Annotated in this window: 26 protein-coding genes, 3 tRNA genes and 1 pseudogene; 22 read left to right on the forward strand and 8 right to left on the reverse strand. The window is 71.0% G+C overall.

Annotated features, from left to right (window positions below):
* Window positions 1-70: 70 nt before the first annotated feature.
* The 11 genes from ACGFT2_RS27825 to htpX all read left to right on the forward strand — a co-directional run bounded on the left by ACGFT2_RS27825 (window position 71) and on the right by htpX (window position 11,517).
* The gene (locus ACGFT2_RS27825) at window positions 71-490 is read left to right on the forward strand and encodes an NADH-quinone oxidoreductase subunit A (protein WP_393283156.1); all 420 of its coding nucleotides are present in this window, start codon (window positions 71-73) and stop codon (window positions 488-490) included.
* A complete protein-coding gene (locus tag ACGFT2_RS27830) occupies window positions 481-1,092 on the forward strand; it encodes an NADH-quinone oxidoreductase subunit B (RefSeq protein ID WP_393283158.1) in 612 nt (203 codons plus the stop codon). The genes ACGFT2_RS27825 and ACGFT2_RS27830 overlap by 10 nt, the downstream gene beginning before the upstream one ends.
* Complete coding sequence (locus ACGFT2_RS27835; protein ID WP_393283161.1) at window positions 1,089-2,648, forward strand: NADH-quinone oxidoreductase subunit C; 1,560 nt, start codon at window positions 1,089-1,091, stop codon at window positions 2,646-2,648. Before ACGFT2_RS27830 ends, ACGFT2_RS27835 begins: the two co-directional genes overlap by 4 nt.
* Window positions 2,645-3,613, forward strand: a complete 969-nt coding sequence (locus ACGFT2_RS27840) for an NADH-quinone oxidoreductase subunit H (RefSeq protein ID WP_393283163.1) — start codon at window positions 2,645-2,647, stop codon at window positions 3,611-3,613. The genes ACGFT2_RS27835 and ACGFT2_RS27840 overlap by 4 nt, the downstream gene beginning before the upstream one ends.
* 2 nt (window positions 3,614-3,615) lie before the next feature.
* Window positions 3,616-4,239 carry a NuoI/complex I 23 kDa subunit family protein gene (locus ACGFT2_RS27845; RefSeq protein ID WP_393283166.1) on the forward strand — a complete coding sequence of 208 codons (624 nt, stop codon included), beginning with the start codon at window positions 3,616-3,618 and terminating at the stop codon, window positions 4,237-4,239.
* Entirely contained in the window at window positions 4,236-4,985 is a 750-nt protein-coding gene (locus ACGFT2_RS27850; protein WP_393283169.1) for an NADH-quinone oxidoreductase subunit J, read from the forward strand. The genes ACGFT2_RS27845 and ACGFT2_RS27850 overlap by 4 nt, the downstream gene beginning before the upstream one ends.
* Window positions 4,985-5,359 (forward strand): NADH-quinone oxidoreductase subunit NuoK, encoded by a 375-nt coding sequence (gene nuoK / locus ACGFT2_RS27855; protein WP_393283171.1) that lies wholly within the window; start codon window positions 4,985-4,987, stop codon window positions 5,357-5,359. The genes ACGFT2_RS27850 and nuoK overlap by 1 nt, the downstream gene beginning before the upstream one ends.
* Window positions 5,356-7,350 carry an NADH-quinone oxidoreductase subunit L gene (locus ACGFT2_RS27860; RefSeq protein ID WP_393283174.1) on the forward strand — a complete coding sequence of 665 codons (1,995 nt, stop codon included), beginning with the start codon at window positions 5,356-5,358 and terminating at the stop codon, window positions 7,348-7,350. The genes nuoK and ACGFT2_RS27860 overlap by 4 nt, the downstream gene beginning before the upstream one ends.
* 6 nt (window positions 7,351-7,356) lie before the next feature.
* Window positions 7,357-8,931: an NADH-quinone oxidoreductase subunit M gene (locus ACGFT2_RS27865; protein ID WP_393283176.1), complete on the forward strand. Its 1,575-nt coding sequence runs from the start codon at window positions 7,357-7,359 to the stop codon at window positions 8,929-8,931.
* On the forward strand, window positions 8,928-10,445 hold the full coding sequence (locus ACGFT2_RS27870) for an NADH-quinone oxidoreductase subunit N (protein WP_393283177.1): 1,518 nt from the start codon (window positions 8,928-8,930) through the stop codon (window positions 10,443-10,445). The genes ACGFT2_RS27865 and ACGFT2_RS27870 overlap by 4 nt, the downstream gene beginning before the upstream one ends.
* Window positions 10,446-10,653: 208 nt before the next feature.
* On the forward strand, window positions 10,654-11,517 hold the full coding sequence (gene htpX / locus ACGFT2_RS27875; RefSeq protein WP_393283180.1) for a zinc metalloprotease HtpX: 864 nt from the start codon (window positions 10,654-10,656) through the stop codon (window positions 11,515-11,517).
* A 152-nt stretch (window positions 11,518-11,669) separates the two neighbouring features.
* Here the strand turns inward: htpX and ACGFT2_RS27880 are convergent, their stop codons facing one another.
* The 3 genes from ACGFT2_RS27880 to ACGFT2_RS27890 all read right to left on the reverse strand — a co-directional run bounded on the left by ACGFT2_RS27880 (window position 11,670) and on the right by ACGFT2_RS27890 (window position 13,882).
* On the reverse strand, window positions 11,670-12,644 hold the full coding sequence (locus ACGFT2_RS27880) for a DUF2637 domain-containing protein (RefSeq protein WP_393283183.1): 975 nt from the start codon (window positions 12,642-12,644) through the stop codon (window positions 11,670-11,672).
* Window positions 12,645-12,652: 8 nt separating this feature from the next.
* Complete coding sequence (locus ACGFT2_RS27885) at window positions 12,653-12,934, reverse strand: hypothetical protein (protein ID WP_393283186.1); 282 nt, start codon at window positions 12,932-12,934, stop codon at window positions 12,653-12,655.
* 546 nt (window positions 12,935-13,480) lie between these two features.
* Window positions 13,481-13,882, reverse strand: a complete 402-nt coding sequence (locus ACGFT2_RS27890; RefSeq protein WP_393283188.1) for a YccF domain-containing protein — start codon at window positions 13,880-13,882, stop codon at window positions 13,481-13,483.
* Between the two features lie 298 nt (window positions 13,883-14,180).
* Between ACGFT2_RS27890 and ACGFT2_RS27895 the strand changes: the two genes are divergently transcribed.
* Window positions 14,181-14,447, forward strand: coding sequence for a GlsB/YeaQ/YmgE family stress response membrane protein (locus tag ACGFT2_RS27895; protein WP_393283190.1), 267 nt, complete (start codon window positions 14,181-14,183; stop codon window positions 14,445-14,447).
* Between the two features lie 247 nt (window positions 14,448-14,694).
* Here the strand turns inward: ACGFT2_RS27895 and ACGFT2_RS27900 are convergent, their stop codons facing one another.
* Window positions 14,695-15,183 carry a YajQ family cyclic di-GMP-binding protein gene (locus ACGFT2_RS27900; RefSeq protein WP_393283192.1) on the reverse strand — a complete coding sequence of 163 codons (489 nt, stop codon included), beginning with the start codon at window positions 15,181-15,183 and terminating at the stop codon, window positions 14,695-14,697.
* A 228-nt stretch (window positions 15,184-15,411) separates the two neighbouring features.
* Here ACGFT2_RS27900 and ACGFT2_RS27905 point away from each other — a divergent pair.
* Window positions 15,412-15,493 (forward strand) — tRNA-Tyr (locus tag ACGFT2_RS27905).
* Window positions 15,494-15,747: 254 nt separating this feature from the next.
* Here the strand turns inward: ACGFT2_RS27905 and ACGFT2_RS27910 are convergent.
* Complete coding sequence (locus ACGFT2_RS27910) at window positions 15,748-16,140, reverse strand: VOC family protein (RefSeq protein WP_393283194.1); 393 nt, start codon at window positions 16,138-16,140, stop codon at window positions 15,748-15,750.
* A pseudogene (locus tag ACGFT2_RS27915) lies at window positions 16,137-16,448 on the reverse strand (ArsR/SmtB family transcription factor). Before ACGFT2_RS27915 ends, ACGFT2_RS27910 begins: the two are co-directional and overlap by 4 nt.
* 172 nt (window positions 16,449-16,620) lie before the next feature.
* Here ACGFT2_RS27915 and ACGFT2_RS27920 point away from each other — a divergent pair.
* From ACGFT2_RS27920 to ACGFT2_RS27930, 3 genes are read left to right on the forward strand one after another with little or no spacing between them, the layout of a single operon-like run.
* The gene (locus tag ACGFT2_RS27920) at window positions 16,621-16,974 is read left to right on the forward strand and encodes a DUF6233 domain-containing protein (RefSeq protein WP_393283197.1); all 354 of its coding nucleotides are present in this window, start codon (window positions 16,621-16,623) and stop codon (window positions 16,972-16,974) included.
* A gap of 44 nt (window positions 16,975-17,018) precedes the next feature.
* On the forward strand, window positions 17,019-17,243 hold the full coding sequence (locus ACGFT2_RS27925) for a hypothetical protein (protein ID WP_393283199.1): 225 nt from the start codon (window positions 17,019-17,021) through the stop codon (window positions 17,241-17,243).
* A gap of 42 nt (window positions 17,244-17,285) precedes the next feature.
* Window positions 17,286-17,498 carry a hypothetical protein gene (locus tag ACGFT2_RS27930; RefSeq protein WP_393283201.1) on the forward strand — a complete coding sequence of 71 codons (213 nt, stop codon included), beginning with the start codon at window positions 17,286-17,288 and terminating at the stop codon, window positions 17,496-17,498.
* 193 nt (window positions 17,499-17,691) lie between these two features.
* Here ACGFT2_RS27930 and ACGFT2_RS27935 read toward each other — a convergent pair whose 3' ends face one another.
* Window positions 17,692-18,348 (reverse strand): SDR family oxidoreductase, encoded by a 657-nt coding sequence (locus tag ACGFT2_RS27935; RefSeq protein ID WP_393283204.1) that lies wholly within the window; start codon window positions 18,346-18,348, stop codon window positions 17,692-17,694.
* 175 nt (window positions 18,349-18,523) lie between these two features.
* Window positions 18,524-19,789, reverse strand: coding sequence for a hydrolase (locus ACGFT2_RS27940; RefSeq protein ID WP_393283207.1), 1,266 nt, complete (start codon window positions 19,787-19,789; stop codon window positions 18,524-18,526).
* Between the two features lie 551 nt (window positions 19,790-20,340).
* On the opposite strand from ACGFT2_RS27940, the gene ACGFT2_RS27945 reads away from it, so the two are divergent.
* The 6 genes from ACGFT2_RS27945 to ACGFT2_RS27970 all read left to right on the forward strand — a co-directional run bounded on the left by ACGFT2_RS27945 (window position 20,341) and on the right by ACGFT2_RS27970 (window position 22,825).
* A tRNA-Thr gene (locus ACGFT2_RS27945) sits at window positions 20,341-20,413 on the forward strand.
* A gap of 46 nt (window positions 20,414-20,459) precedes the next feature.
* A tRNA-Met gene (locus tag ACGFT2_RS27950) sits at window positions 20,460-20,532 on the forward strand.
* Between the two features lie 90 nt (window positions 20,533-20,622).
* Window positions 20,623-20,787: a 50S ribosomal protein L33 gene (rpmG, locus tag ACGFT2_RS27955; RefSeq protein WP_003948671.1), complete on the forward strand. Its 165-nt coding sequence runs from the start codon at window positions 20,623-20,625 to the stop codon at window positions 20,785-20,787.
* 188 nt (window positions 20,788-20,975) lie between these two features.
* Window positions 20,976-21,428 (forward strand): MaoC family dehydratase N-terminal domain-containing protein, encoded by a 453-nt coding sequence (locus ACGFT2_RS27960; protein WP_393283210.1) that lies wholly within the window; start codon window positions 20,976-20,978, stop codon window positions 21,426-21,428.
* A gap of 7 nt (window positions 21,429-21,435) precedes the next feature.
* A complete protein-coding gene (locus tag ACGFT2_RS27965) occupies window positions 21,436-21,864 on the forward strand; it encodes a MaoC family dehydratase (protein ID WP_393283212.1) in 429 nt (142 codons plus the stop codon).
* Window positions 21,865-22,255: 391 nt separating this feature from the next.
* On the forward strand, window positions 22,256-22,825 hold the full coding sequence (locus ACGFT2_RS27970) for a TetR/AcrR family transcriptional regulator (RefSeq protein ID WP_393283215.1): 570 nt from the start codon (window positions 22,256-22,258) through the stop codon (window positions 22,823-22,825).
* The last annotated feature ends 82 nt before the right edge of the window (window positions 22,826-22,907 follow it).

Below are 22,907 nucleotides of genomic sequence, written 5' to 3' on the forward strand. Positions count from 1 at the left end.
GTACATCCTTGAAGCACGTTGCATCACACAGTTCACCGAAGTCACGAGGTCAGAGAGCGAGGGACGGACGGTGCGGGAGACGTTGGGGGGCTCGCCGGCCGCCGCGGCGGACGTCATCGCGGCCGGCTATTTCCGGTCCTATTCGGTTGTCGGACTGCTCGCCCTCGTCGGCGTGCTGTTCGTCGCGGTCGCGTTCGGCGCGGGCCGCCTGCTGCGCCCGGTGGTGCCGACTCCGGAGAAACTGCTGACCTACGAGTGCGGCGTCGACCCCGTCGGTGAGGGCTGGGCCCACACCCAGGTCCGCTACTACGTCTACGCCTTCCTCTACGTGATCTTCGCGGTGGACTCCATCTTCCTGTTCCCCTGGGCGACGGTCTTCGCCGCCCCCGGCTACGGCGCGACGACCCTCGTGGAGATGTTCATCTTCCTCGGCTTCCTCGCCGTGGGCCTGCTGTACGCATACAAGAAGGGCGTCCTGGCATGGACGTGAACCCCTCGGTCTCCGAGCCTGTCCTGCTGCCCGAGCCCCAGCGGCTTGGCGCGCTCGCGCGCCTGGCGCCCGAGCCGATGAAGGTGGTCCTGAACTGGGGCCGCCGCTACTCGCTCTGGGTCTTCAACTTCGGCCTCGCCTGCTGCGCGATCGAGTTCATCGCCGCGTCGATGGCTCGCCACGACTTCATCCGGCTCGGCGTCATCCCCTTCGCGCCGGGGCCCCGCCAGGCCGACCTGATGGTGGTCTCCGGCACGGTCACGGACAAGATGGCCCCGGCCGTCAAGCGCCTGTACGAGCAGATGCCCGAGCCCAAGTACGTCATCTCCTTCGGAGCCTGCTCGAACTGCGGCGGCCCGTACTGGGACTCCTACTCCGTCACCAAGGGCGTCGACCAGATCATCCCGGTGGACGTGTACGTCCCCGGCTGCCCGCCGCGCCCCGAGGCGCTGCTCCAGGGCATCCTCAAGCTCCAGGAGAAGATCGCCCGCGAATCCCTGGGGGAGCGGTACGGCGCCGGTTCCGCCCGGCCGTCCGCGGCCGCCCTGCAGAGCGGCCTGGTGGAGCCTCCGGCCCCGGCCGGCGAAGGGGATGCCCGATGAGCACGGCCGGCTGGCTGCCCGCCCCCGCAGAGGACCTCTTCGGCACGGACGCCACGGCCGAGGAGTCGTACGACGTCCTGACCGTGGACGTACCGCCGTCCGCCTGGCTCACCGCCCTGGAGACGGCCCGTACGACCCTGTCCTGCACCTATTTCGACTGGCTGAGCGCGGTCGACGAACCCGGCACCGGCTTCCGCGTGTCCGCCCATCTCGTCGCGCTGAACCCGGTCCGCAGGCTCCTCGTCCGCACGACCGTCCCGCACGAGGCACCGACGCTGCCGTCCGCCGTCGGCGTCTACGCGGGCGCCGCCTGGCACGAGCGTGAGACCCACGAGATGTTCGGGGTGGTCTTCGCCGATCACCCCGGACTCGAGCACCTGCTGCTCCCCGAGAACTTCGAGGGCCACCCGCTCCGCAAGGACTTCGTGCTCGCCGCCCGTGTCGCCAAGGCGTGGCCCGGCGCCAAGGAGCCGGGGGAGTCCGCGGCGGGTGCGGGGCACGGTGGCCCCAAGCGCCGCCAGATGCTGCCCCCGGGCGTCCCCGACCCGAACGAGTGGGGCCCGCTCAAGGGTCAGCTGCCGGCCGCCCCCACCCGCCCGGCCCGCGCGGCCGGACGCCCGGCGGCAGAGCGTCCCACCCGCACCCCCGGCGAACGCCCGCCCCGACGCACCCGCACTGCGGCAGAGGGCTCCACCGGCCGGACCGCGGCAACCACCGCCGCGGCAGCGGCCGCAGCCGCCGCCACGGAGGACGCCACGGGGACGCGACCGGAGGAGTCTGCCGCGGGTGCCGCCGGTGCTACAGGTGGTGCGGGTGCTGTGGGTGCCACGGGTGCTGCGGGTGCCGTGGACGTGCCTTCGGAGGGTCCGGCCGCCGAAGCCTCGGTGGCACACGAGCCCGGCCCGGCTCAGCCGGCCGCTCCCGCCGCTGCACCAGCACCGGCACCGGCCCCAGGGCGACCGCGCCGCGCGCGCACCGCCTCTCAGGGATCGGCCTCGCAACGAGCCCGGAAACCGGCCGAACCCGCAACGACCGAACCCGCAACGACTGACGCCGCACCGGCCGAAGCCGCGCCGACTGACGCCGAGTCGGCGGAAACCGCCCCGACTGAACCGGGGTCGACTGAACCGGGGTCGACTGAACCGGGTTCGCCTGAACCGGAGTCGGCGGAATCGGCTTCGGCGGAATCGGGCAGGGCCGTTCGGTCTGCCCGGCGGAGCACGGCCCCGCGCAGTTCGGACGCGCCCTGGCATCACGCGCGCCCGGCCTTCGACGGACCGGAGCCGACGCCTCCGTCCCGCCCGGAGGAATCCGCGCAGACCCCCGAGCCCGAAACCGCCGAGCATCCCCGAGAGCCCGGCACACCCGAAGTACCCCAGGAACCTCAAGAGCCCCGAGAACCACAAGCCCCGGTGGAGTCCGCCGAGCAGGAAGCGCCCGGCGACGGCCCCGCCCGGCCAGGCCACTCCGACCGCACCGACCGTCCGGACCACACCCGCCCGGACCAGCCCGATCGCCCGGACCACCCCGACCACTCCACAGGAGGCCCGCAGTGAACGACGTGTCGGACGTCGCCCTGCGACTCCTCGTCGTGTTCGTCGTCTTCCTCACGTTCCCGCTGATCGTGGGCCAGACCGAGCACAAGGTGATGGCCCATATGCAGGGCCGCCTCGGCCCGATGTACGCGGGCGGCTTCCACGGCTGGGCCCAGCTCATCGCGGACGGCGTGAAGTTCGCCCAGAAGGAGGACGTGGTCCCGGCGGGTGCCGACCGCCGCGTCTTCCAGCTCGCCCCCGCGGTCGCCCTGCTGCCGTACCTCCTCGTCCTGCTCGCCATCCCGATCGGCCCGAGCGAGGGCGCCGTCGGCCAGGTCCTGGACGCCGGCGTGTTCTTCGTACTCGCGGTGATGGGCGTCGGCGTCCTCGGTTCGCTGATGGCCGGCTGGGCCAGCGCGAACAAGTTCTCCCTGCTCGGCGGCCTGCGCACAGCCGCCCAGCTGCTCGCCTACGAACTGCCCATGCTGCTCGCCGCGGCCTCGGTCGCGATGGCGGCGGGCACCGTCTCCCTGCCCGGCATCCTGCACTCCTTCCACTGGTGGTGGGTGCCCTGGCAGATCGTCGGCGCGGTCGTCTTCTTCGTCGCCGGACTCGCCGAACTGCAGCGCCCGCCGTTCGACATGCCCGTCGCCGACTCGGAGATCATCTTCGGCGCGTACACCGAGTACACGGGTCTGCGCTTCGCCCTGTTCCTGCTCGCCGAGTACGCGGGCATCGTCGTCCTGTGCGGCCTGACCACCGTCCTCTTCCTGGGCGGCTGGCACGGCCCGTGGGGCGCGGACGGCCTCGGCTGGCTGTGGACCCTGCTGAAGGCCGCGATCCTCGCGTTCCTCGTCATCTGGCTCCGCGTCACCTATCCCCGGCTGCGCGAGGACCAGCTCCAGAAGCTCTCCTGGACCCTCCTCGTCCCGCTCTCCCTCGCCCAGATCGCCCTCACCGGCATCGTCAAGGTGGTGATCTCCTAACCATGGCCCCCATCCCCGGCTCCGGCCTCGCCAAGGGCCTGGCCGTCACCCTGCGCACGATGACGAGGAAGACGGTCACCGAGCAGTACCCGGACGCCCTGCCCGACCTCCCGCCCCGCACCCGTGGCGTGATCGGCCTGTTCGAGGAGAACTGCACGGTCTGCATGCTGTGCGCCCGCGAGTGCCCGGACTGGTGCATCTACATCGACTCGCACAAGGAGACGGTGCCCCCGGCGGCGCCGGGCGGACGCGAGCGCAGCCGTAACGTCCTCGACCGCTTCGCCATCGACTTCTCCCTGTGCATGTACTGCGGTATCTGCATCGAGGTATGCCCCTTCGACGCCCTCTTCTGGTCCCCGGAGTTCGAGTACGCCGAGACGGACATCCGTGACCTCACCCACGAGCGGGACAAGCTCCGCGAGTGGATGTGGACGGTCCCGGCCCCGCCCGCCCTGGACCCCGGAGCGGAGGAGCCCAAGGAGATCGCCGCCGCCCGCAAGACCGCCGAGAAACTGGCCGCAGCACAGGCCGAAGCAGACACACCACAGACCGAAGCACCGCGGCCGCAGGCCGAAGCGCGGGACCCGCACGGCCGAGCGCAGGAACCAGGAGAGGGAGAGTCATGAGCCACGCCGCAACCGCCGGCCCGCTCGCCTCCAGCACCGGCACCGGCATCGGGAGCGCACTCCTGGCCGTGACCGAACGGCACGGCTTCCTGTCCCCGAACGGCGTCGAGATCGCCTTCCTCCTCGTCGGTCTCGTCACCCTCGGCGCCGCACTCATCACGGTCACCACGCGGCAACTGGTGCACGCCGCCCTGTGGCTCGTGGTCGCCCTCGGCGGCCTCGCCGTGGAGTACCTGCTCCTCACAGCCGAGTTCATCGCCTGGGTGCAGGTCCTGATCTACGTCGGTTCCGTCGTCGTCCTCCTCCTGTTCGGCCTGATGCTCACCAGAGCCCCCATCGGCGCCTCCCCGGACGCCGACTCCGGCAACCGCTGGGCCGCCCTGACCGTCGCGGCCGTCGCAGCCGTCGCCCTGGTCTGGGTGGTCGTCGACGCCTTCCGCACCACCTGGATCGACCTGGACGGCCCAGCCGCGGGCACCACGCGCGTCACCGGCGAAAGCCTCTTCCGCCACTGGGTCCTGCCCTTCGAGGCCCTCTCCGTCCTGCTCCTCGCGGCCCTGGTCGGCGCCATCGTCCTGTCCCGCAAGGCGAAGACGGAAGCGGCCGCCCCCGGCACACCCGCCCCGGCCGCCGGCCCGGCGTCCGTCTCCGCCGCCGGCCCGGCGTCCGTCTCCGCCGCCGGCCCGGCGCCCGCTGCGGCGGACGACCCGGCGACCGGCTCCGGCGAAGAGGAAGGCGCCCGCTGATGCACCTCGCCTATCCCGCCGTCCTCTCCGCCCTCCTCTTCTGCACCGGCCTGTACGGCGTCCTCGCCCGCCGCAACGCGATCCTGGTCCTGATGTCGGTGGAGCTGATGCTCAACGCCGTCAACCTCAACCTGGTCGCCTTCGACGTCTGGCTCAGCCGGGCCGCCGAGGAGACCCTGCACTCCGGCCAGGCGCTGACCCTGTTCACCATCGCCATCGCCGCGGCCGAGATCGGCATCGGCCTGGCGATCGTCCTCGCCGTCCACCGCAACCGAGGCACCTCCGACATCGACAAGCTCCGCGACACCGCAGAGGGCCCCGACGGCGAGGGCCCCGGCACCTCCGCGGCCGAGAAGGCTGAGGCCACCGCGTGACCACGACCAACCTCGCCGTCCTCGTCCCCCTCCTGCCGTTCCTCGGCGCCGTGGCCGGCCTGCTGCTGGGCCGCACCGCCCCCGGCTTCGTCCGCCCGCTCGCCGTGCTGCCGCCCCTGGCCGCCCTCGCTGCGGCCGCGCTGGTCGCCGTACGGCAGGGCGGCGGCCCGGCCGTCGAGGCGCACACCGAGCTGACGCCGACCGGGTCCGTCCCCGTCGAGCTGGCCCTGGACATCGACGGCTTCGCCGCGCTCGTCGCCGTCCTGGTCGCCTTCGTCGCGACCTGCGTCCAGATCTACTCGACGGGCTATCTGCGGGACGACCCGCGCTACCCGTCCTACGCCGCGCTCGTCTCCCTGTTCACCTCCGCGATGCTCCTGGTCGTCTACTCGGGCGACCTGATCGTGCTGCTGGTCGGCTGGGAAGTCATGGGCATCTGCTCCTACTTCCTGGTCGGGCACTACTGGGAGACCCCCGAGGCCCGCGCCGCCTCCCTGAAGGCCTTCCTGGTCACCAAGCTCGGCGACGTGCCGTTCCTCATCGGCCTGTTCGCCCTCGGCACCGACGCCGGATCGTTCCGCATCACCCGCGTCCTCGGCACCGTCGCGAGCGGCGGCCTCGACCACCCGACGGTGATCGCCCTGCTGCTGCTCGCCGGCGTGGCCGGCAAGTCGGCCCAGTTCCCGCTGCACACCTGGCTGCCGGACGCGATGGCGGGCCCGACGCCCGTCTCGGCGCTGATCCACGCGGCCACCATGGTCGCGGCCGGCGTCTACTTCGTCGCTCGTCTCCTTCCCGTCTTCGAGGCGTCCTCGGCCGCCATGACGGTCCTCGCCGTCATGGCCGCCGTCACCATGACCGGCTCGGGTCTGGCCGCCCTCGCCCAGGACGACATCAAGCGCGTCCTCGCCTACTCGACGATCGGCCAGCTCGGCTACATGACCGGCGCCCTCGCCGTCGGCGACCGCGGCGCCGCCGTCTTCCACCTGCTGTCCCACGGCGCCTTCAAGGCGCTGCTCTTCCTCGCGGCCGGCGTGATCATCCACGCCGCCGGAACCAACTCGCTGGCCGCCATGTCCCGCATGCACGGCCTGCGCGACCGCGTCCCGGACGCCTACTGGACGATGACCGTGGCGCTGCTCGCGCTCGCCGCGATCCCGCCGTTCAGCGGCTTCTTCTCCAAGGAGTCCGTCCTCGGCGCCGCCGAACACGTCACCGACGGCCGCACCGCGCACGTGCCCGGTGCGGCCGGCTGGATCGTCCTCGTCGCCGGCCTGGCCGCCGCCCTGCTCACCGCCGCCTACGCCACCCGGCTGTGGCTGCTGGCCTTCCGCGGCCGGGGCACCGAGGCCCCCGACCACGGCCGTCAGCCACTGACGATGACCGTGGTGCTGCGGGTGCTGGCGATCCCCTCCCTGGCCTTCGGCGGGCTCGCCTACCGCTCGCTGCCCGGCTGGTTCGACGGCCGCGACCTGACCCCGACGCTCCTCACCTCGATCCTCGGCACGGGTCTCGCCCTGGTCGGCGGACTGCTCACCTACGGCGCCTGGCAACGCACCTCCGCACTCGCCGCCCGCGCCCCGATCGGCGCGGTCGCCGCCCACCCCGAGGGCGACGCGGGCCTGGTGGAGGCCGAGGCCATCGCCACCCACGAGCCGGCCTACGGCGACATCGCCTACGCCCCCGACCCGGCGGACCCCGGGCGCCTGCTGCTCGGCCGGCTGCACCGGCACGCGGCCGCCGGCTTCCACCTGGACGCGGTGTACACGGCGCTGTTCGTCCGCCCGGTCCAGGCCGGAGCGAGCCTCGTCCGGTTCCTCGACCGCGAGGTCGTCGACACCTACGTGAACGGCGCCGCCGCCCTGCCCCGGCTGCTCGGGGCCGCCGTACGGCGGGCGCAGACCGGCAATGTGCAGACCTATGTGAGCGCGCTGCTCGCCGGCACCGTCGTCCTGGCGGTCGCCGTCGTCCTCGTCGCGACCGGAGCGTGAGCAGGCGTGATCGATATCAACGAGTCCGTGATGCAGTTCCTTCTGGCGTTCGTCGTCGTCGGCCCGCTCCTCGGCGCCGTCGCCGCCCTCCTGCCGGCCCCGCCCGGACTGAAGGGGAAGTCGCCCGACCAGGCCGTGCTCCGGCACGGCGTCACCGTCACCGGCGTGATCCTCATCGCCGCGATCGTCCTGGCGCTCGGCTTCGACCACGACCAGCCGTCGAGGATGCAGGCCACGACCGACATCAGCTGGATCCCCGCACTCGACGTGCGGATCCACCTCGGCATCGACGGCATCTCCCTCCCCCTTCTCGTCCTGACCGCGCTGCTGACCTTCCTGTGCGCGCTCTACTCGTACTTCAAGCCGCCGTCGGGGCCGTCCCCGAAGGCGTTCGTCGCCTTGCTGCTGCTGCTCGAGTCCGGCACTCTCGCGACCTTCGCCGTCCTCGACCTGCTGCTGTTCTTCCTCGCGTTCGAGATGGTGCTCATCCCGATGTACTTCCTCATCGCCCGCTGGGGCGGCGAGGGCCGGACCCGGGCCGCCTGGAAGTTCATCCTGTTCACGCTGCTCGGCTCCGTCGTCATGTTGCTCGGCCTGCTCCTGATCGGACTCAAGGCGGGCACATTCGACATGGTGGCACTCGCCACTGACAACGGCCGGTCGCTGACCACGTCCGTGCAGGTCATCGCCGTTCTCGCGGTCGGGATCGGGCTCGCGGTCAAGACGCCGATGTGGCCGCTGCACAGCTGGCTCCCCGACGCTCACACCGCGGCGCCGACCGTCGGCTCCGTCATGCTGGCCGGTGTCCTGCTCAAGATGGGCACCTACGGGTTCGTCCGCATCCTGCTGCCGGTGGTGCCGCACGGCTTCCGCACCTTCGCGCCGTACCTCGCCGCGTTCGCCGTCGTGGGGATCGTCTACGGGTCGCTGGCCTGCCTGGCCCTCGCCAAACGAGGCGCGAACGGCGACCTCAAGCGGCTGATCGCCTACTCCTCCGTCGGCCACATGGGCTTCGTCCTGCTGGGCATCGCCACCATGACCCCGACCGGCGTGAACGGCGCCCTGTTCGCCAACATCGCCCACGGCCTCATCACCGGCCTGCTGTTCTTCCTGGTCGGCGCGCTCAAGGACCGCACCGGCAGCACCGACCTCGACACGCTGGCCGAGGAGACCGGCGCCGCGCTGTACGGCAGGGCCCCCCGCCTCGGCGGGCTGCTCGCCTTCGGCGCGGTCGCCTCGCTCGGACTGCCGGGGCTGGCCGGATTCTGGGGCGAGATGCTGTCGCTGTTCGGCGCTTTCAAGCCCGCAGCCGACCTCAGCAGGCCCGCGTTCCTCACCTTCATGGCCATCGGCGCGTTCGGCACCCTGCTGACGGCCGCGTACATGCTGATCGTGGTCCGCCGCGTCTGCATGGGCGGCGTGGAGCAGGAGACGCCGAAGCTCGCCGACGTCCGCGGGTACGAGTTCGCCGCCTGGACCCCGCTCGTCACCCTCACCGTCGTCGCCGGGCTGTGGCCGAAGGCCCTGCTCGGCCTGACCGACCCGGCCGTGCAGCAGCTCCTCGCAGGAGGCACCCGATGAGCGTCCAGCCGCTCGCCGCGTCGGCGGTCCAGTCCGTCGACTGGCTCGCGATCGCCCCGCCCACGATCGCCGCCGTCGTGGCGCTCGTCGTCCTCGTCGCCGACCTGTTCGTGCCCGAGCCCCGCAAGGCGGTGCTCGGCTGGGTCTCGGTCGCCGGCCTGGCCGTTGCGGCCCTGGCGCTCCTGCCGCTCCTGGACGGTGACCGCAGCACCTTCTGCCTGACCGGCCACGCGCGTGCGTGCAGCTACACAGCCGATCACTTCACCGTCGTCATCCAGTTCCTGGTCCTCGGCGGGGCCCTGCTCGCGGCCCTGCTGTCGGTGACGAACCTCGACGACGACCGGCGGCGCGTCCCGGCGGGCGAGTTCTGGTTCCTGCTGCTGTCCTCCGCCGCCGGCGCCGCCCTGCTGCCCGCCTCCCGCGACCTGGCCACCCTGATCGTCGCCCTGGAGGTCGCCTCCCTGCCGGCCTTCGCCCTGGTGGGCATCCGGCACGGCGACAAGCGGTCCTCCGAGGCAGCGCTGAAGTTCTTCCTGTCCTCGGTCACCGCCACCGCGGTCAGCCTGATGGGCGTCAGCTTCGTCTACGCCTGCACCGGCACCCTCTACCTCACCCAGGTCGCCCAGCGCCTGCCGCACACCGACGGACAGCTGCACACGCTCGCCCAGACCGGCGTCGTCCTCACCCTCGTCGGCTTCGCCTTCAAGACGGCCGCCGTGCCCTTCCACTTCTGGGTGCCCGACACGTACGTGGGCGCGCCTCTGCCCGTCGCCGCCTACCTCTCCGTCGTCGGCAAGGCGGTCGGCTTCTCCGGCCTGATCCTCGTCACCGTCGTCGCGTTCCCGTCGTACGCGGACATCTGGGGGCCGGCGCTCGCCGCCCTGGCCGCCCTCACCATGACCGTCGGCAACGCCGGCGCCCTGCGCCAGCAGGCCACGCGCGCGTACAGCGCCGTACGCCTGCTCGCCTGGTCCTCCGTCGGCCAGGCCGGCTACCTCCTCGTGCCGATCGCCGCCGCCGGATACGCCGAGGACCCGCGGAAAGCGGTCGGCTCCACCGTCGCGTACGCCCTGATGTACGCCGCCGTGAACCTCGGCGCGTTCGCCGTGGCCGCCCTGGTGGGGCGTACGAAGCCCCTCAACCGGATCGCCGACTACCGCGGCCTGTACGCCGACAACCCGCTCAGCGCGCTCCTCCTGGCCTTCTTCCTGCTCTGCCTGGCCGGACTGCCGCCGGGTGTCATCGGCCTGTTCGCCAAGGTCACCGTGTTCTCGGCGGCCGTCGACGCGGGCCTCGGCTGGCTCGCCGTCGTCATGGCCCTCAACGTCGTGATCGCCCTCTTCTACTACCTGCAGTGGACGGCCCTGCTGTTCCGCGCCCCCGAGGGCGAGCCCGCCCAACACCGCGTCCCGGCACCCTTGACGGCCGCGATCGCCCTGACCGGAGTCCTCGGCGTCGCCCTTTCCGGAGCACCTCAGCTCGTCCTGCGCTTCGCGGCGACCGGCCTGTTCTGAGGCCGCCCCCCGGCCAAGGACCCGGTACGCGCGCGTGGGGGCACCCTGCCACCACGCGCGCGTGAGGCCGAAACCGCACGTCACCCGTACGGCCGGACCGCGCCGCCGCGCACAGCAGGGAACTCGTGACCGCCGCCTGGCGTTGTCAGAAGAGGGAGGGTCCACTGGACCAAAGTGTTCCCCAGCTGCACGACTTGGAGGGCGCACCGTGCACCGCCGGCACAACGGGCTCAGGACCGCCGTACTCCTCGGGGGACTGTCCGCACTCATCATCGTCATCGGCAGCTTCTTCGGCCGCACCGGGCTCATCGTCGCGGTCCTGATCGCCCTGGGCACGAACGCGTACGCGTACTGGAACAGCGACAAGCTCGCCCTGCGCGCGATGCGCGCCCGCCCGGTCAGCGAGTTCGAGGCCCCGGCGCTGTACCGAATGGTGCGCGAGCTGTCCACGCAGGCCCGCCAGCCCATGCCCCGGCTGTACATCTCCCCCACGGAGGCCCCCAACGCCTTCGCCACGGGCCGCAACCCGCGCAACGCCGCGGTGTGCTGCACGGAGGGCATCCTGCGCCTGCTGGACGAGCGCGAGCTGCGCGGCGTCATCGGCCACGAGCTGAGCCACGTCTACAACCGGGACATCCTCATCTCCTCGGTCGCCGGCGCCCTGGCCTCGGTGATCATGTTCCTGGTGAACTTCGCCTGGCTGATCCCGATCGGCCGCTCGGACGACGACGACGGCCCCGGCCTGCTCGGCATGCTCCTGATCATGATCCTGGGCCCGCTCGCCGCCACCCTCATCCAGCTGGCCATCAGCCGTTCCCGGGAGTACGAGGCGGACGCCTCGGGAGCCCAGCTCACCGGTGACCCGCTCGCCCTGGCCGGCGCGCTGCGCAAGCTGGAGGCCGGCACCAAGCAGCTCCCGTTGCCGCCCGAGCCCCGCATCGAGACGGCGAGCCACATGATGATCGCCAATCCCTTCCGTCCGGGCCAGGGACTGTCCAGGATGTTCTCCACGCACCCCCCGATGGCGGAGCGCGTCGCCCGGCTCGAAAAGATGGCAGGCCGCCCCCGGTGAAGGTGGTCCCGAACGGCATTCGCCCTTCCTGAGCGGCAGCGGCTCCCTGAAGGATCCGAAGCTCGCCTCAGATGGTCTGGAAGGGCGATGCGGTCGTATGACAGCCGAAGATGCAGGCCCAGAGCTGGAACGGCAGTCCCCGGTACAGCACCTCACCCAGCATCCGGCCGCCCGCTCCCAGTGGGCGGGCGCAGATGGCGCAGTCCATGGCCATCTGCTGGCGGGGCAGGAGCCGGGCGACGTCGGGAAGAAGCAGATGCGCCGTCGAGACTAGGCTTTTCACTCGTGTGGTCCTCCTGAGAAAGTCTTGTCGACGGCGTACTGCCCTGCGGCTGCGCGTCAGTCGCTTCGTTGGTGGGCGTCTCCAGAGGCTGCAACCGGTGTCGCGGCAGCGTCCTTCGGGGCGGCCTGGTGAGGGTGATCTGCCGCACCACCTGCTGGAAGCAGGCGAGCGAGGCGAAACTCGGCAGGGCGGCAGCCGCGGTGTCGACGAGGTCTTTCGGCGCTTGCGCCACGCACAACGTCATGGCGACGGCGGAGAACAGCAGGAGCACGGACCACGAATGGAAGGCCCGCCGTTGATGCAGCGCTGCGCGGACAATGGACAGCGACGCCACGAGCCAGGGGCCGAACACCAGGAAAGGCCACCAGGAGACCACGCTGCTCTGCGTCCGGGTCTCTGCCACGAACCGCAGTGGGTCGTATGCGATCAGGCCGCCGAAAATGCTCACGGCTGACGCGATGACGGTCACCAGTGCCGCGATGAAGTAGCTGGTGATGCGGGCCTTGCTCGGCCGCTGTCTCTCCCGGACCTTGCGGTGCCCCCTCGGGGATGACCTGACCGGGGGCAGCTCTGCCGTGAGCTCCACCAGGGCGTCACGGGGGGTCTTCGGTCCTGGGCCCGCGAAGTGGTCCTCGTTGCGGGCTACCGGGATCTTCGGCTGCTGCTCGACGGCGTCCTGCAGCATGAAGGCGAGCTCTTCCGCAGGGTCCCAGCTCGATTCCGGAGGAATCAAGGGGGCATAGACGTCCTCGGTCGGAAGTCGGTGCCGCCCCCCGGTGTCGTAGTAACCGTTCGAATAATCGACAGGGGGATCTGGATAAAATTCCATCTGCCCGTCCCACATGTCGGGTCTCATTCCGCCGGCGAAGCACAGGACCAGGTTCCCAGCCCCACCCAGCGCTTCGAGGTGTCTCTTTCCAGGAAGCTCATCGAGTCCATGAAATCCTGGAGGATCTCCTCGGTCACCTCGAGCGGGACGGGGAGGCCGCCCATCATCAGAACCCCCTTGGACGTATCCGCACCGGACGGCGCGGGCAGGTAGGTGTAGGGACCCAGCCGCGCGGACCGTCCAGCAGTCGAGTGGAACCGCTCTGCAACAGGTTGGAGTACCTGACCCCTCAACGCCTTCATCACGCTTCGACTAACTCCGCCATACCGGGATGGGTGCGCGGCGAACGAGTGAAGGATTAGCCGGACAAGCACGTTGTTGAGGTATCGGGCGGACCTATATGCAGCCCGTATGAGAAATGAGGGCGACGGATGTGTCGCAGTCGGAGGCGCGGAAGAAGAGCTCCTCCGGAATGGCGATACCCGACCGTGCGATCGCCTTGTCAGGTTGTCGTGCCATCGGATGACGGTGGGACGGTGGGTACGTCGCTCGGCGCGAGGCCGTCGCGCCGGAATCTTATCATGTGCGACACGCGTCTATTCGGAAAGTCCCTCGAAGGCCTTATTCGGCATGGTCAAAGCAACGGATTGTGCGGGGCGCGATGAATAGGAATTTCGATTCTCGCCGAGTGGGCGGCGAGGTTCGCGACCGGTCGCCGGCGGACGCCGAAAGCAGGGAACCCGGCGGCCCCGGCTCAGCACGCGATCAACCCGGGCTCAGTGCGCGAAGCCTCGGGCTCAGCGCACGCACCCCCGGGCTCAGTGCGCGATCGAGCAGAGGGGCCCGTGTGGTCAGCGCCCGCCGAAGCCCTGGTCCGAGGGGACGACCTCCCGCCCGAGAGGCATGAGCGAGATCGGGATCAGCTTCAGGTTCGCCCAGCCGAAGGGGATTCCGATGATCGACAGGAACAGCGGGATGCTCGTGATCAGATGGGCCAGCGCCAGCCACCATCCGGCGAAGACCACCCAGATCACGTTGCCGATGAAGGACCCCGACCCGGCGTCCGGCCGGTCCACCGTGGTCCGGCCGAACGGCCACAGGACGAAGCCGGCGATGCGCAGCGACGCGATGCCGAACGGGATGGTGATGATCAGAATGAAGCAGATCAGGGCAGCTACGAGGTAGCCGAGCGCCATCCAGAAGCCGCAGAAGACGAGCCACACGACATTGAGCAGCAGGTTGAACACCTTCATGATCGGCACCTCTCCAGGTCACTCCGTCGGCATGCCTGCTGACACCAGTATCAGCTGATCACGTTCCCGGACGGAATCGCCGTGTCCTGCTCGCACGGCGGCCCGACGCCGCGATCGCGGCTGCCCCGGCCGGCCGTGCCCTCGGTGCGGAGTCCCACCGATCGCCGCAACCGGGCGACATGCCCCAGGCGTCCTCTTCACAGACACGGCACGAACACACGCGCGACGGTCGGCGGCCCTCACCGACATTTCAGGGGCCGGCGAGTGCGGACACGGCGCGGAAGGGCAGGTTCACGGCATGGGCATCATCAGTTGGATCATCCTCGGACTGCTGGCCGGAGCCATCGCCAAGGTCCTGCTGCCGGGCCGCGACCCCGGCGGCTTCATCGGCACGACCTTCATCGGCGTCGCGGGAGCCTTCATCGGCGGCTGGATCTCGGCCCGCTGGCTGGACCACCCGGTAAGCAAGCACTTCTACGACGGCGCCACCTGGGCAGCGGCCATCGGAGGCTCCCTGGTGCTCCTGATCGCCTACCGCATCCTGTTCGGCAACTCACGCGACTGAACGCCGCCGGGCAGCACGGCGAGTGACGGCGCCGCCGACGGCGGTACGGCCAGCACGATGCGGCCAGCACGGTGCGGCACCGATGCGGCGAGCACGGTGCGGCTTGCATCGATGGCGGCAAGCGCCAGTGTGGTCGCAGCGGTGCGGCAAGCAGCGCGGCGGGCGCCCCGGGCCTCGTATCGGCCCCGGGGCGCCCGCCCGTTTTCGCTCCTGCCCTCCGGGGCGGTGCAGCCGGAGCCCGGGAGACCTACCGGTAGTTCACGAACTGCAGCGCGAAGTCGAAGTCGTGGCCCTTGAGGAGGGTGATCACGGTCTGCAGGTCGTCGCGGCTCTTGGAGCTGACCCGCAGCTCGTCGCCCTGGACCTGGGCCTTGACGCCCTTGGGGCCCTCGTCGCGAATGATCTTCGCCACCTTCTTGGCGTTCTCCTGGGAGATACCCTCCTCGATCGAGGCGAAGATCTTGTACTCCTTGCCGGAGAGCTGGGGCTCACCCGCGTCGAGCGCCTTCAGCGAGATGCCGCGCTTGATCAGCTTGGACTGGAAGACGTCGAGGACAGCGTTCACCCGGTCCTCGGAGTTCGCCTCCATCAGGATCTTGTCACCGGACCACGAGATCGAGGCGCCGACGCCCTTGAAGTCGTAGCGCTGCGAGATCTCCTTGGCGGCCTGGTTGAGGGCGTTGTCGACCTCCTGCCGCTCGACCTTCGAGACGATGTCGAAACTGGAGTCGGCCATGTCCTGTGGCTCCTTGTATCGGGGTGCTTGTCGGGTGCGTGCCGGCGTGCGCGAAGCGGCGGCCGCCGGGCCCGGTGTGGTGCCGGGCCGCATCCGCACCAGCCTAGCCACCCCGTGAGCCGAGGAGTGGCGATCAATCGGGTGGCGAAGCACCCCTGTGTATCGGGTATTGTTTACGTCGTTGCCAGGGAGCACCGCCGAAGCGCGGCGCGATCGGCAGCGACCCCCGGCGGTGTGCCCGAGCGGCCAAAGGGAGCAGACTGTAAATCTGCCGGCTCAGCCTTCCCAGGTTCGAATCCTGGCGCCGCCACACGGGAATCAGGGCCCCGTGATCTGTGAAAGCAGATCACGGGGCCCTGGCCGTTTCCGATGTCCGGCCGGCAGACCTTGCGTTGCCGGAGCCGTGCGACAGCGAAGCGTGGGCCTCTGCCGTCCAAGGCGCGGGCCGACGTGGAGCCAGGCTGCCGCCCCGTCCCGGGCGTTCCCCTCCCGCGGGGGCCGGTCGGTGAGGTGAAGGGCCGTCAGGAAGCCGGCCGGAGTGTCCACCGCACCCGGGCGAATCGGCTACCGCGGCTTGGTCGCGATCTGGATCAGGTTGCCGCAGGTGTCGTCGAAGACGGCGGTGGTGACGGGGCCCATCTCCAGGGGCTCCTGAAGGAAGCGGACGCCGAGAGCGTGCAGGCGCTCGTACTCCGCCCGCACGTCGTCGACGGCGAACTGGGCGAGCGGGATGCCGTCCTGCACGAGCGTGTCGCGGTAGGTCTTGGCGGCCGGGTGGCCGGTGGGCTCCAGCAGGAGTTCGGTGCCGTCGGGCTCCTCGGGCGAAACCACGGTCAGCCACCGGTCCTTCTCGCCCACCGGGACGTCGTGCTTCTTCACGAAGCCGAGGATCTCGGTGTAGAAGCGCTCGGCCTTGGCCTGGTCGTCGACGAAGACACTGGTCAGATGAATCTTCACGGGGTGCTCTTCTCCGGTCCGGATGTGTCGGGCACGAGCCGCCGCCCGGCGAACTGCCGCAGCGGCTCCGTGTTCAGGTCATGGAACCTGTGGCGGCCTTCCCGCCTGGTCTCGACGAGCCCCGCGGCCTCCAGCACGGTGAGATGCCGACACACCCTTGACGCGAGATGCCGAGCCGGTGCTCCATGCTCAGCCGGGAGCAGATCTCGGACAGTGTCCGTCCGGACTTCTCCGTGAGCTCGTCGCGGATGGTGCGGCGGGTGGGGTCGGCCAGGGTCGGCCAGGGCTCTGAAGAGGTCGTCGGCCACGATCCGAGGATAGGCAACCACTCACTTGTCGCCGGTGTGCGTGCGTGTCGCCGGTGTGCGGTGCGCCATGGGCGTGCGGCGGTGCGTCGTCGGCGCGCGGTGCGCCATCGATGGGCTGTGCGCTCGCGGCCATGGTCGCGCTTTTCCCCTCCGCGCCCCTAGAATCGAACGTGTGAACGATGACCGTCCGCTGACGCGTCTCGACATGCTGCGTTTCGCGCGCCGCGTCGTCGAACACCAGGCCGCGCGGCAGCTTGCGCTCATGGACCGGTGGATCGCGGACGAGGAGCGCCGGGAAGCCGAACGGCAGCGCCGCCTCGCGGTACGACGGACCGCTCCGGACTGGCTGATCGAGCGCGGCCTGAACGGCCGGAGCGCGGTCTACGTCCACGTCGGCGGCTGCTCCGGCGCCGGCGGCCGCTCGAAGGGGATCGGCCGTCAACAGGCGGTACGCGCGCTCACCGAAGGAGGTGTCACGGCATGCCCGCTGTGCCGTCCGGACACCATGCTGGGAATTGTCGAATGACCGGCCCGGGTGCGGGTCCGGGCGGTCCGGACGATGCTGGAGCCATGGCCGGGAAACGTCCCATCATCGTGCAGCTGCCGTCCCCGACCGGCGGCCGCCGGGTCCGGGTGGACGGCGAGATCCTGGGCCTCGCGCACAGCGTGCGGGACCTGGTCGAATTCCTGCGTCGGGCGGGGCTGGAGATCGAGCCCGAGCAGGTGGCCGACTCGCCGCTGATCGACTGGCGCGGGGTGGGTCCGGACCGGTGGGAGGCGGAGACCCGAACCTGACGACGGTGCCGCCCGCGCCCCGTCGGCAGGCAGACTGACGCCATGTCCTCCCGCCGCAGAACCTGTCCCGTGTGCCGCCGCGAGATCGCCGTCGTCGCGGGCCGCTTCGCGCGCCACGACCCGCCCGGCACGCGGGAGAGCGGGGACCTCGTCTCCTGCGCCGGATCCCGGCAGCACGCACAACTCGGAGCCGTCCAGCCGTCGTTGGACGGGTACGCCGTACCGGACTTTCCCGGGCAGCTGCCGCTCTTCTGAGTTCGGAGCGGTTCGGTTCTGACGGAACCGCGGAGGGGGAGGGGCCGGCCGAGGGGCAGCTCGCGAACCGACGGCGCGTCAGCGCCCCCTTCACGCGCCGCCACTGGGTCCGCCGCGGCCTATCCGTACGCCGCCACTGGGTCCGCCGCGCCGCGTCCGTGGTCCCCGACCGTGCAACGGCCGGGGACAGGCCTCAGTTCCCGGCCACCGACTTCACCGCCACCGACACCGGCGTCGAACCGCTGATCAGATCCAGTGTCAGGCCGGCCGTCGACGACGTCTCCACCAGCTCCGCGAGGACGGCCGCCACGTCGTCCCGAGGAATCGCCCCCCGCCCGGTGTGCGCCTCCAGACGGACCAGGCCGGTCCCCGGGTCGTCCGTCAGCGAGCCGGGGCGCAGGATCGTCCAGTCCAGCGCCTCCTGCCGGGCGACGTACGCGTCGGCCTCACCCTTGGCGCGCAGGTACACGTCGAAGACCTCGTCCCCCTTGTGCCCGGGATCCGCGCCCATCGCGGAGACCACCACGAAGCGGCGTACGCCCGCGCGGACGGCCGCGTCCGCGAACAGCACCGCCGCACCCCTGTCCACCGTCTCCTTGCGGGCCGTACCGCTGCCCGGGCCCGCACCGGCCGCGAAGACCGCCGCGTCAGCGCCCTGCAGCCGCGCCGCGACCTCCTCCACCGAAGCCGACTCCAGGTCGAGCAGGACCGGTTCGGCACCGGCCGCCCGAAGATCATCGTTCTGCTCGGCGTTGCGGATGATTCCTGCGACCTCGTCTCCGCGCGCGGAGAGCAGACGCTCCAGCCGCAGCGTGATCTGACCGTGTCCACCAGCAATGACAATGCGCATGATTCCGACCGTACGCCCGAAGAGGTGCGTCCGCCGCACGAGTTAACCGGCGCGCCCGGAACACGCCCGGCGCATGCGCACAGCCCGCGCCCGATCGGGCACCGCGCCCTCCGTCACCCCCCCCCGCCGCACCGCCGCCGTGCCCCGCGGCGCACCCCTCCGCGTCGGTGTCACCTCACGACAGCTCCTTCCGACCCTGCCGCGGCAGCCCGAGTTCCGCTGCCGCCGCCGAGTTGCAGTACTCGCGCACCGCGCTGGTGCGGGCCACCACCCGGCCCCGGTGCACCACGATCCGGCTGTAGGCGAGGGAGAGCGCGCCGGACAGGTGGTCGCCGCGTACGGCGAGGAGTTCGGCCGGGAAACCCGCCTCCAGGCGCACGTCCGGCAGGCCCAGTACCGCGCGGGCCGAGGCGGAGACGGCGTCGTACGCGTCCTCGGGGCGCAGGCCGTGGGCGGAGGCGAGCAGGTAGGCGGCCTCCAGCGGGTCGCCTCGGCCGACGGGGTTGGAGACGTCGCGCAGGGCGCCGCTTCCGGCCGAGACCCGCACCCCGGCCGTTCGCAGCAGCCGTACCGGTGCCGTGCCCTGCCGGTCGGCGTTGCCGCAGCCGCCCTGGGGCAGGCACACGACCGTGACACCGGCCGCCGCCAGCTGGTCCGCGATGCGGGCGGCGGCTTCGGTGGGCAGGCGCGCGAGACCGGCGCACGGACCGATCGTCACGCCGGGGCGCAGGCCCCCCGCCATGGCCGCGAGCCGGGCCAGCCGGGCCGGGTCGGCGGCGTCCGTGTGCAGGTCGACGGGGCAGCCGTGCTCGGAGGCCACCTCCAGGACCGCCTCCACATACCCGGTGGGATCCGGGTCCAGGTCCGGACAGCCGCCCACCACGGAGGCGCCCATCTTCAGCGCGTCCCGGAGCATCGCGAGCCCGTCGGCCCCGGCCACCCCGGTCAGCAGACGGGGCATCGCCACCGTCGTCAGTTCCGCGAGCCCCCGCAGCGAACGCCTGGCCTGCAGGACCGCTCCCAGTGCACCCAGCCCCTGGACGTCGCCCACGCGTACGTGCGCGCGTACCGCCGTCGCCCCGTGCCCGAGCTGCAGCAGGGCCGCCTCCGTGGCGCGGCGCTGGACGTCCTCGGGCGCGTACGACACCGGTCCGGGGCGTTCGGCGGACAGGGCGGTGTCACCGTGGCCGTGCGCTTCGGCCGGGGCCGGGAGGAGCAGGTAGCCGCTCAGGTCCAAGCGCGTGGACGCCGTCCGGGCGGGGCCGGGCGCGAGACTGCCGGCCGTTCCCACCGCCTCGATGCGCCCGCCGCTCAGCCGTACGTCCACGGTCCGTCCGTCGGTGAGCCGCGCCCCGCACAGCAGCAGGGCGGCCGGTTCGGACGATCCGGAGGCGCCCGACGAGTTCGGCGGCTGGTGAGGCTGCGGCTGGCTGTCGGGCATCGCGCTCCAGGGTCGGGGCCGGGGGCTCGGGCAGACCGGCGTGAGGGCTCGGAGTCCGGAACCCCAAGATCACGCAGAGTGAGTCGAGCCTAGGGTGACGCGCCGCTGGGGTCGCGCAGGAGCGCAATAGTCGTACCGGCGTGGTCTACCCCTGGCGGTACACGGGTCGCTCACGCGCGTGGCGCGGGCTGCTCCCGCTGACGGCAGCCCGCCCGCCCGCGGCAACCCCGCCGTGCGGCGTTCGTCACGTTCGTGACGCGGAGCGAGCCCGCGGGCGTGACTCTGCGTATCCGAAACCGCAAGCGGCCCAACGTGTTCTCGACGCGCCTGCGCGGGCGCGCCTGTGGCCGCCGCCGGCGCCCCGCAGCGGCACGCCCACGCGCGTGTGCCCACGTCGGCGACGTCACCCGCTCGGCCCGCCGGCACCCGTGTCCCCACCGGTACTCCCCGGGCTCAGGGGGCGGCCGGGAGGCCTGGGAAGGGGGTCATGGCGGGCGGCCGGATACGGATTTGGGTGAACGGCGGCGGACCGTGTAATGTCTTCATCGCTCGCCCCAATAGCTCAGTCGGCAGAGCGTCTCCATGGTAAGGAGAAGGTCAACGGTTCGATTCCGTTTTGGGGCTCTGGTGTGAGAGGTACCCGTCGAGAGACGGGGCCCGATCGCATCTCAGCGGTGTAGCTCAGTCGGTAGAGCAAGCGGCTCATAATCGCTGTGTCACCGGTTCAAGTCCGGTCACCGCTACTGACAGTAGCCGATTGCGGGGTCGGTCCTTCGATCGGCTACTCTTTCTTGCGTTGAATTAGTCCATCCGTTCGTCTTAGGAGCACTCACGTGGCTGCCACCGACGTCCGCCCGAAGATCACGCTGGCCTGCGTGGAGTGCAAGGAGCGGAACTACATCACCAAGAAGAACCGGCGTAACAACCCGGATCGTCTTGAGATGAAGAAGCACTGCCCGCGTTGCAATGCGCACACCGCGCATCGCGAAACGCGATAAATAGGCTCGTTCGTGAGGCCGTCCCCTTCGTGGGGGCGGCCTCACGGCGTTTTCGCCTGCTCGGCGACCCGGCCGCGGGCCGGCTCGGCGATCATCCACTCCACGCGGCCACCTGCCCCGCGCACGTTCCCCGGGTGTTTCCGGCTAATTTGGGGCCATTCACAGCAGACATCAGGAGGTGCCGGGCCATGGCGCTCGACCAGTCCTTCGTGGGACGGACCTACCCGCCCACCACGCCCTATGAGGTGGGCCGGGAGAAGATCCGCGAGTTCGCCGAGGCGGTGGGAGAGACCAACCCGGTGTACACGGACCCCGAGGCCGCGAAGTCGTTCGGTCACCCCGATGTGATCGCCCCGCCCACCTTCGTGTTCTCCATCACCTTCCGCGCCGCGGGCCAGGTCGTCCAGGACCCGCAGCTCGGGCTGGACTACAACCGCGTGGTCCACGGGGACCAGAGGTTCGCGTACAGCCGTCCGGTCAGGGCCGGCGACCGGCTCACGGTCACCTCGACCATCGAGGCGATCAAGTCCCTGGCGGGCAACGACATCCTGGACGTCCGCGGCGAGGTGCACGACGAGGCGGGCGAGCACGTCGTGACCGCCTGGACGAAGCTCGTGGCCCGCGCGGCCGAGGAGGCGTGAGGACCTGATGACGGCGAAGATCGCGTACGACGACGTCGAGGTCGGCACCGAACTGCCGGTGCAGGCCTTTCCCGTGACCCGCGCCACGCTCGTGCGCTACGCGGGAGCCTCGGGGGACTTCAACCCGATCCACTGGAACGAGAAGTTCGCCAAGGAGGTCGGCCTCCCCGACGTCATCGCGCACGGCATGTTCACCATGGCCGAGGCGATCCGGGTGGTCACCGACTGGCTCGGCGACCCCGGCGCCGTCGTGGAGTACGGCGTCCGCTTCACCAGGCCCGTCGTCGTGCCGAACGACGACCAGGGCGCCCTGATCGAGGTCAGCGGCAAGGTGGCGGCCAAGCTGGACGACAACACCGTGCGGGTGGACCTGACGGCGATGAGTGCCGGCCAGAAGGTGCTGGGCATGTCCCGGGCGACCGTCCGACTGGCCTGACGGCGAGTCCCCTGCCGGCGGCGGAGGACCGGCCTGACGGCGAGTCCTCCGGCAGAGGGAGCCGGCGCACGTGTGGTGAAGTGCGACGGCACGCGCAGTCGTAAGGGGCGTTCTCCATGGCGAGGCGCCCCTTACGCATGCCGCGCCGGCCGGCCCCACCGGCCCCGCCGCCCCCGCCGACGCATCGGCCCGCCCCCGCCGACGCCTCGGCCCGACCCCGCAGGCCCCAGCGATTCCCCCGGCCCCAGCGATTCCCGCCCACTCCGGCCCCAGCGGTTCCCACCCACTCCGGCCCCAGCGATTCCCCCCGGCCCAGCGATTCCCGCCCACTCTCGCCCCGAAGCGCCCCGCCGCCTTGCCAGGTTAGTGATTGAGTACTAACTTAGCGGCCATGCCCAGAATGAGCGCAGAGGAGCGGCGCGAGAGCGTCATCCGCGCGGCGACCGCCGAGTTCTCGCGCGGCGGCTACCACGGCACCAGCACCGAGGCGATCGCCAGACGCGTCGGGGTGTCGCAGCCGTACCTCTTCCGGCTCTTCCCGGGCAAGAAGGCGATCTTCCTCGCGGCGGTGGAACGCTGCATGGAGGACACCATCCGGACCTTCGAGGAGGCCTCCGAGGGGCTTCAGGGGGAAGAGGCCCTGCACGCCATGGCCAACGCGTACACCGGGGTCATCGCGGAGCGGCCCGAGCGGCTGATGATGCAGATGCAGATGTACGTCGCCGTGGCCTCCGCCGAGCAGGAGGGCGATCGCGAACTCGGTGAGAGTGTGCGAGCCGGCTGGATGCGGCTGTGGGAGACGGTGCGCCGGGCGCTCGGTGCGGACGTCAACGAGACGACCGTCTTCCTGGCGTACGGAATGCTGATCAACTGCCTGGTGGCCATGGGTTTTCCCGCCGAGCACCGGGTGTGGGAAGGGCTCTATCCGTCAGCACGGCTGAAGGGCCGTCTGGAGAAGTAGCACGGGGCGGTGGGGGGTTGCGCGGAGCCGGCAGTGGGGGCGGCGCGGCCTTTGCATGGCCAAAAAAGTTAGTCATCGATAA

The sequence above is a fragment of the Streptomyces sp. NPDC048514 genome (genome assembly GCF_043199955.1).
In the GTDB taxonomy this organism is placed as follows: Bacteria; Actinomycetota; Actinomycetes; order Streptomycetales; family Streptomycetaceae; genus Streptomyces.

What these genes read in the sequence shown, in the direction of transcription:
- ACGFT2_RS27830 (WP_393283158.1), top strand. Translation starts at nt 481, where the DNA reads ATGGACGTGAACCCCTCGGTCTCCGAGCCTGTCCTGCTGCCCGAGCCC.
- ACGFT2_RS27835 (WP_393283161.1), top strand. Translation starts at nt 1,089, where the DNA reads ATGAGCACGGCCGGCTGGCTGCCCGCCCCCGCAGAGGACCTCTTCGGC.
- ACGFT2_RS27845 (WP_393283166.1), top strand. Translation starts at nt 3,616, where the DNA reads ATGGCCCCCATCCCCGGCTCCGGCCTCGCCAAGGGCCTGGCCGTCACC.
- ACGFT2_RS27850 (WP_393283169.1), top strand. Translation starts at nt 4,236, where the DNA reads ATGAGCCACGCCGCAACCGCCGGCCCGCTCGCCTCCAGCACCGGCACC.
- nuoK (WP_393283171.1), top strand. Translation starts at nt 4,985, where the DNA reads ATGCACCTCGCCTATCCCGCCGTCCTCTCCGCCCTCCTCTTCTGCACC.
- ACGFT2_RS27870 (WP_393283177.1), top strand. Translation starts at nt 8,928, where the DNA reads ATGAGCGTCCAGCCGCTCGCCGCGTCGGCGGTCCAGTCCGTCGACTGG.
- ACGFT2_RS27880 (WP_393283183.1), bottom strand. Translation starts at nt 12,644, where the DNA reads ATGTGGGACGGGCAGATGGAATTTTATCCAGATCCCCCTGTCGATTAT.
- ACGFT2_RS27890 (WP_393283188.1), bottom strand. Translation starts at nt 13,882, where the DNA reads ATGAAGGTGTTCAACCTGCTGCTCAATGTCGTGTGGCTCGTCTTCTGC.
- ACGFT2_RS27895 (WP_393283190.1), top strand. Translation starts at nt 14,181, where the DNA reads ATGGGCATCATCAGTTGGATCATCCTCGGACTGCTGGCCGGAGCCATC.
- ACGFT2_RS27900 (WP_393283192.1), bottom strand. Translation starts at nt 15,183, where the DNA reads ATGGCCGACTCCAGTTTCGACATCGTCTCGAAGGTCGAGCGGCAGGAG.
- ACGFT2_RS27925 (WP_393283199.1), top strand. Translation starts at nt 17,019, where the DNA reads ATGGCCGGGAAACGTCCCATCATCGTGCAGCTGCCGTCCCCGACCGGC.
- ACGFT2_RS27930 (WP_393283201.1), top strand. Translation starts at nt 17,286, where the DNA reads ATGTCCTCCCGCCGCAGAACCTGTCCCGTGTGCCGCCGCGAGATCGCC.
- ACGFT2_RS27935 (WP_393283204.1), bottom strand. Translation starts at nt 18,348, where the DNA reads ATGCGCATTGTCATTGCTGGTGGACACGGTCAGATCACGCTGCGGCTG.
- ACGFT2_RS27940 (WP_393283207.1), bottom strand. Translation starts at nt 19,789, where the DNA reads ATGCCCGACAGCCAGCCGCAGCCTCACCAGCCGCCGAACTCGTCGGGC.
- ACGFT2_RS27960 (WP_393283210.1), top strand. Translation starts at nt 20,976, where the DNA reads ATGGCGCTCGACCAGTCCTTCGTGGGACGGACCTACCCGCCCACCACG.
- ACGFT2_RS27965 (WP_393283212.1), top strand. Translation starts at nt 21,436, where the DNA reads ATGACGGCGAAGATCGCGTACGACGACGTCGAGGTCGGCACCGAACTG.
- ACGFT2_RS27970 (WP_393283215.1), top strand. Translation starts at nt 22,256, where the DNA reads ATGCCCAGAATGAGCGCAGAGGAGCGGCGCGAGAGCGTCATCCGCGCG.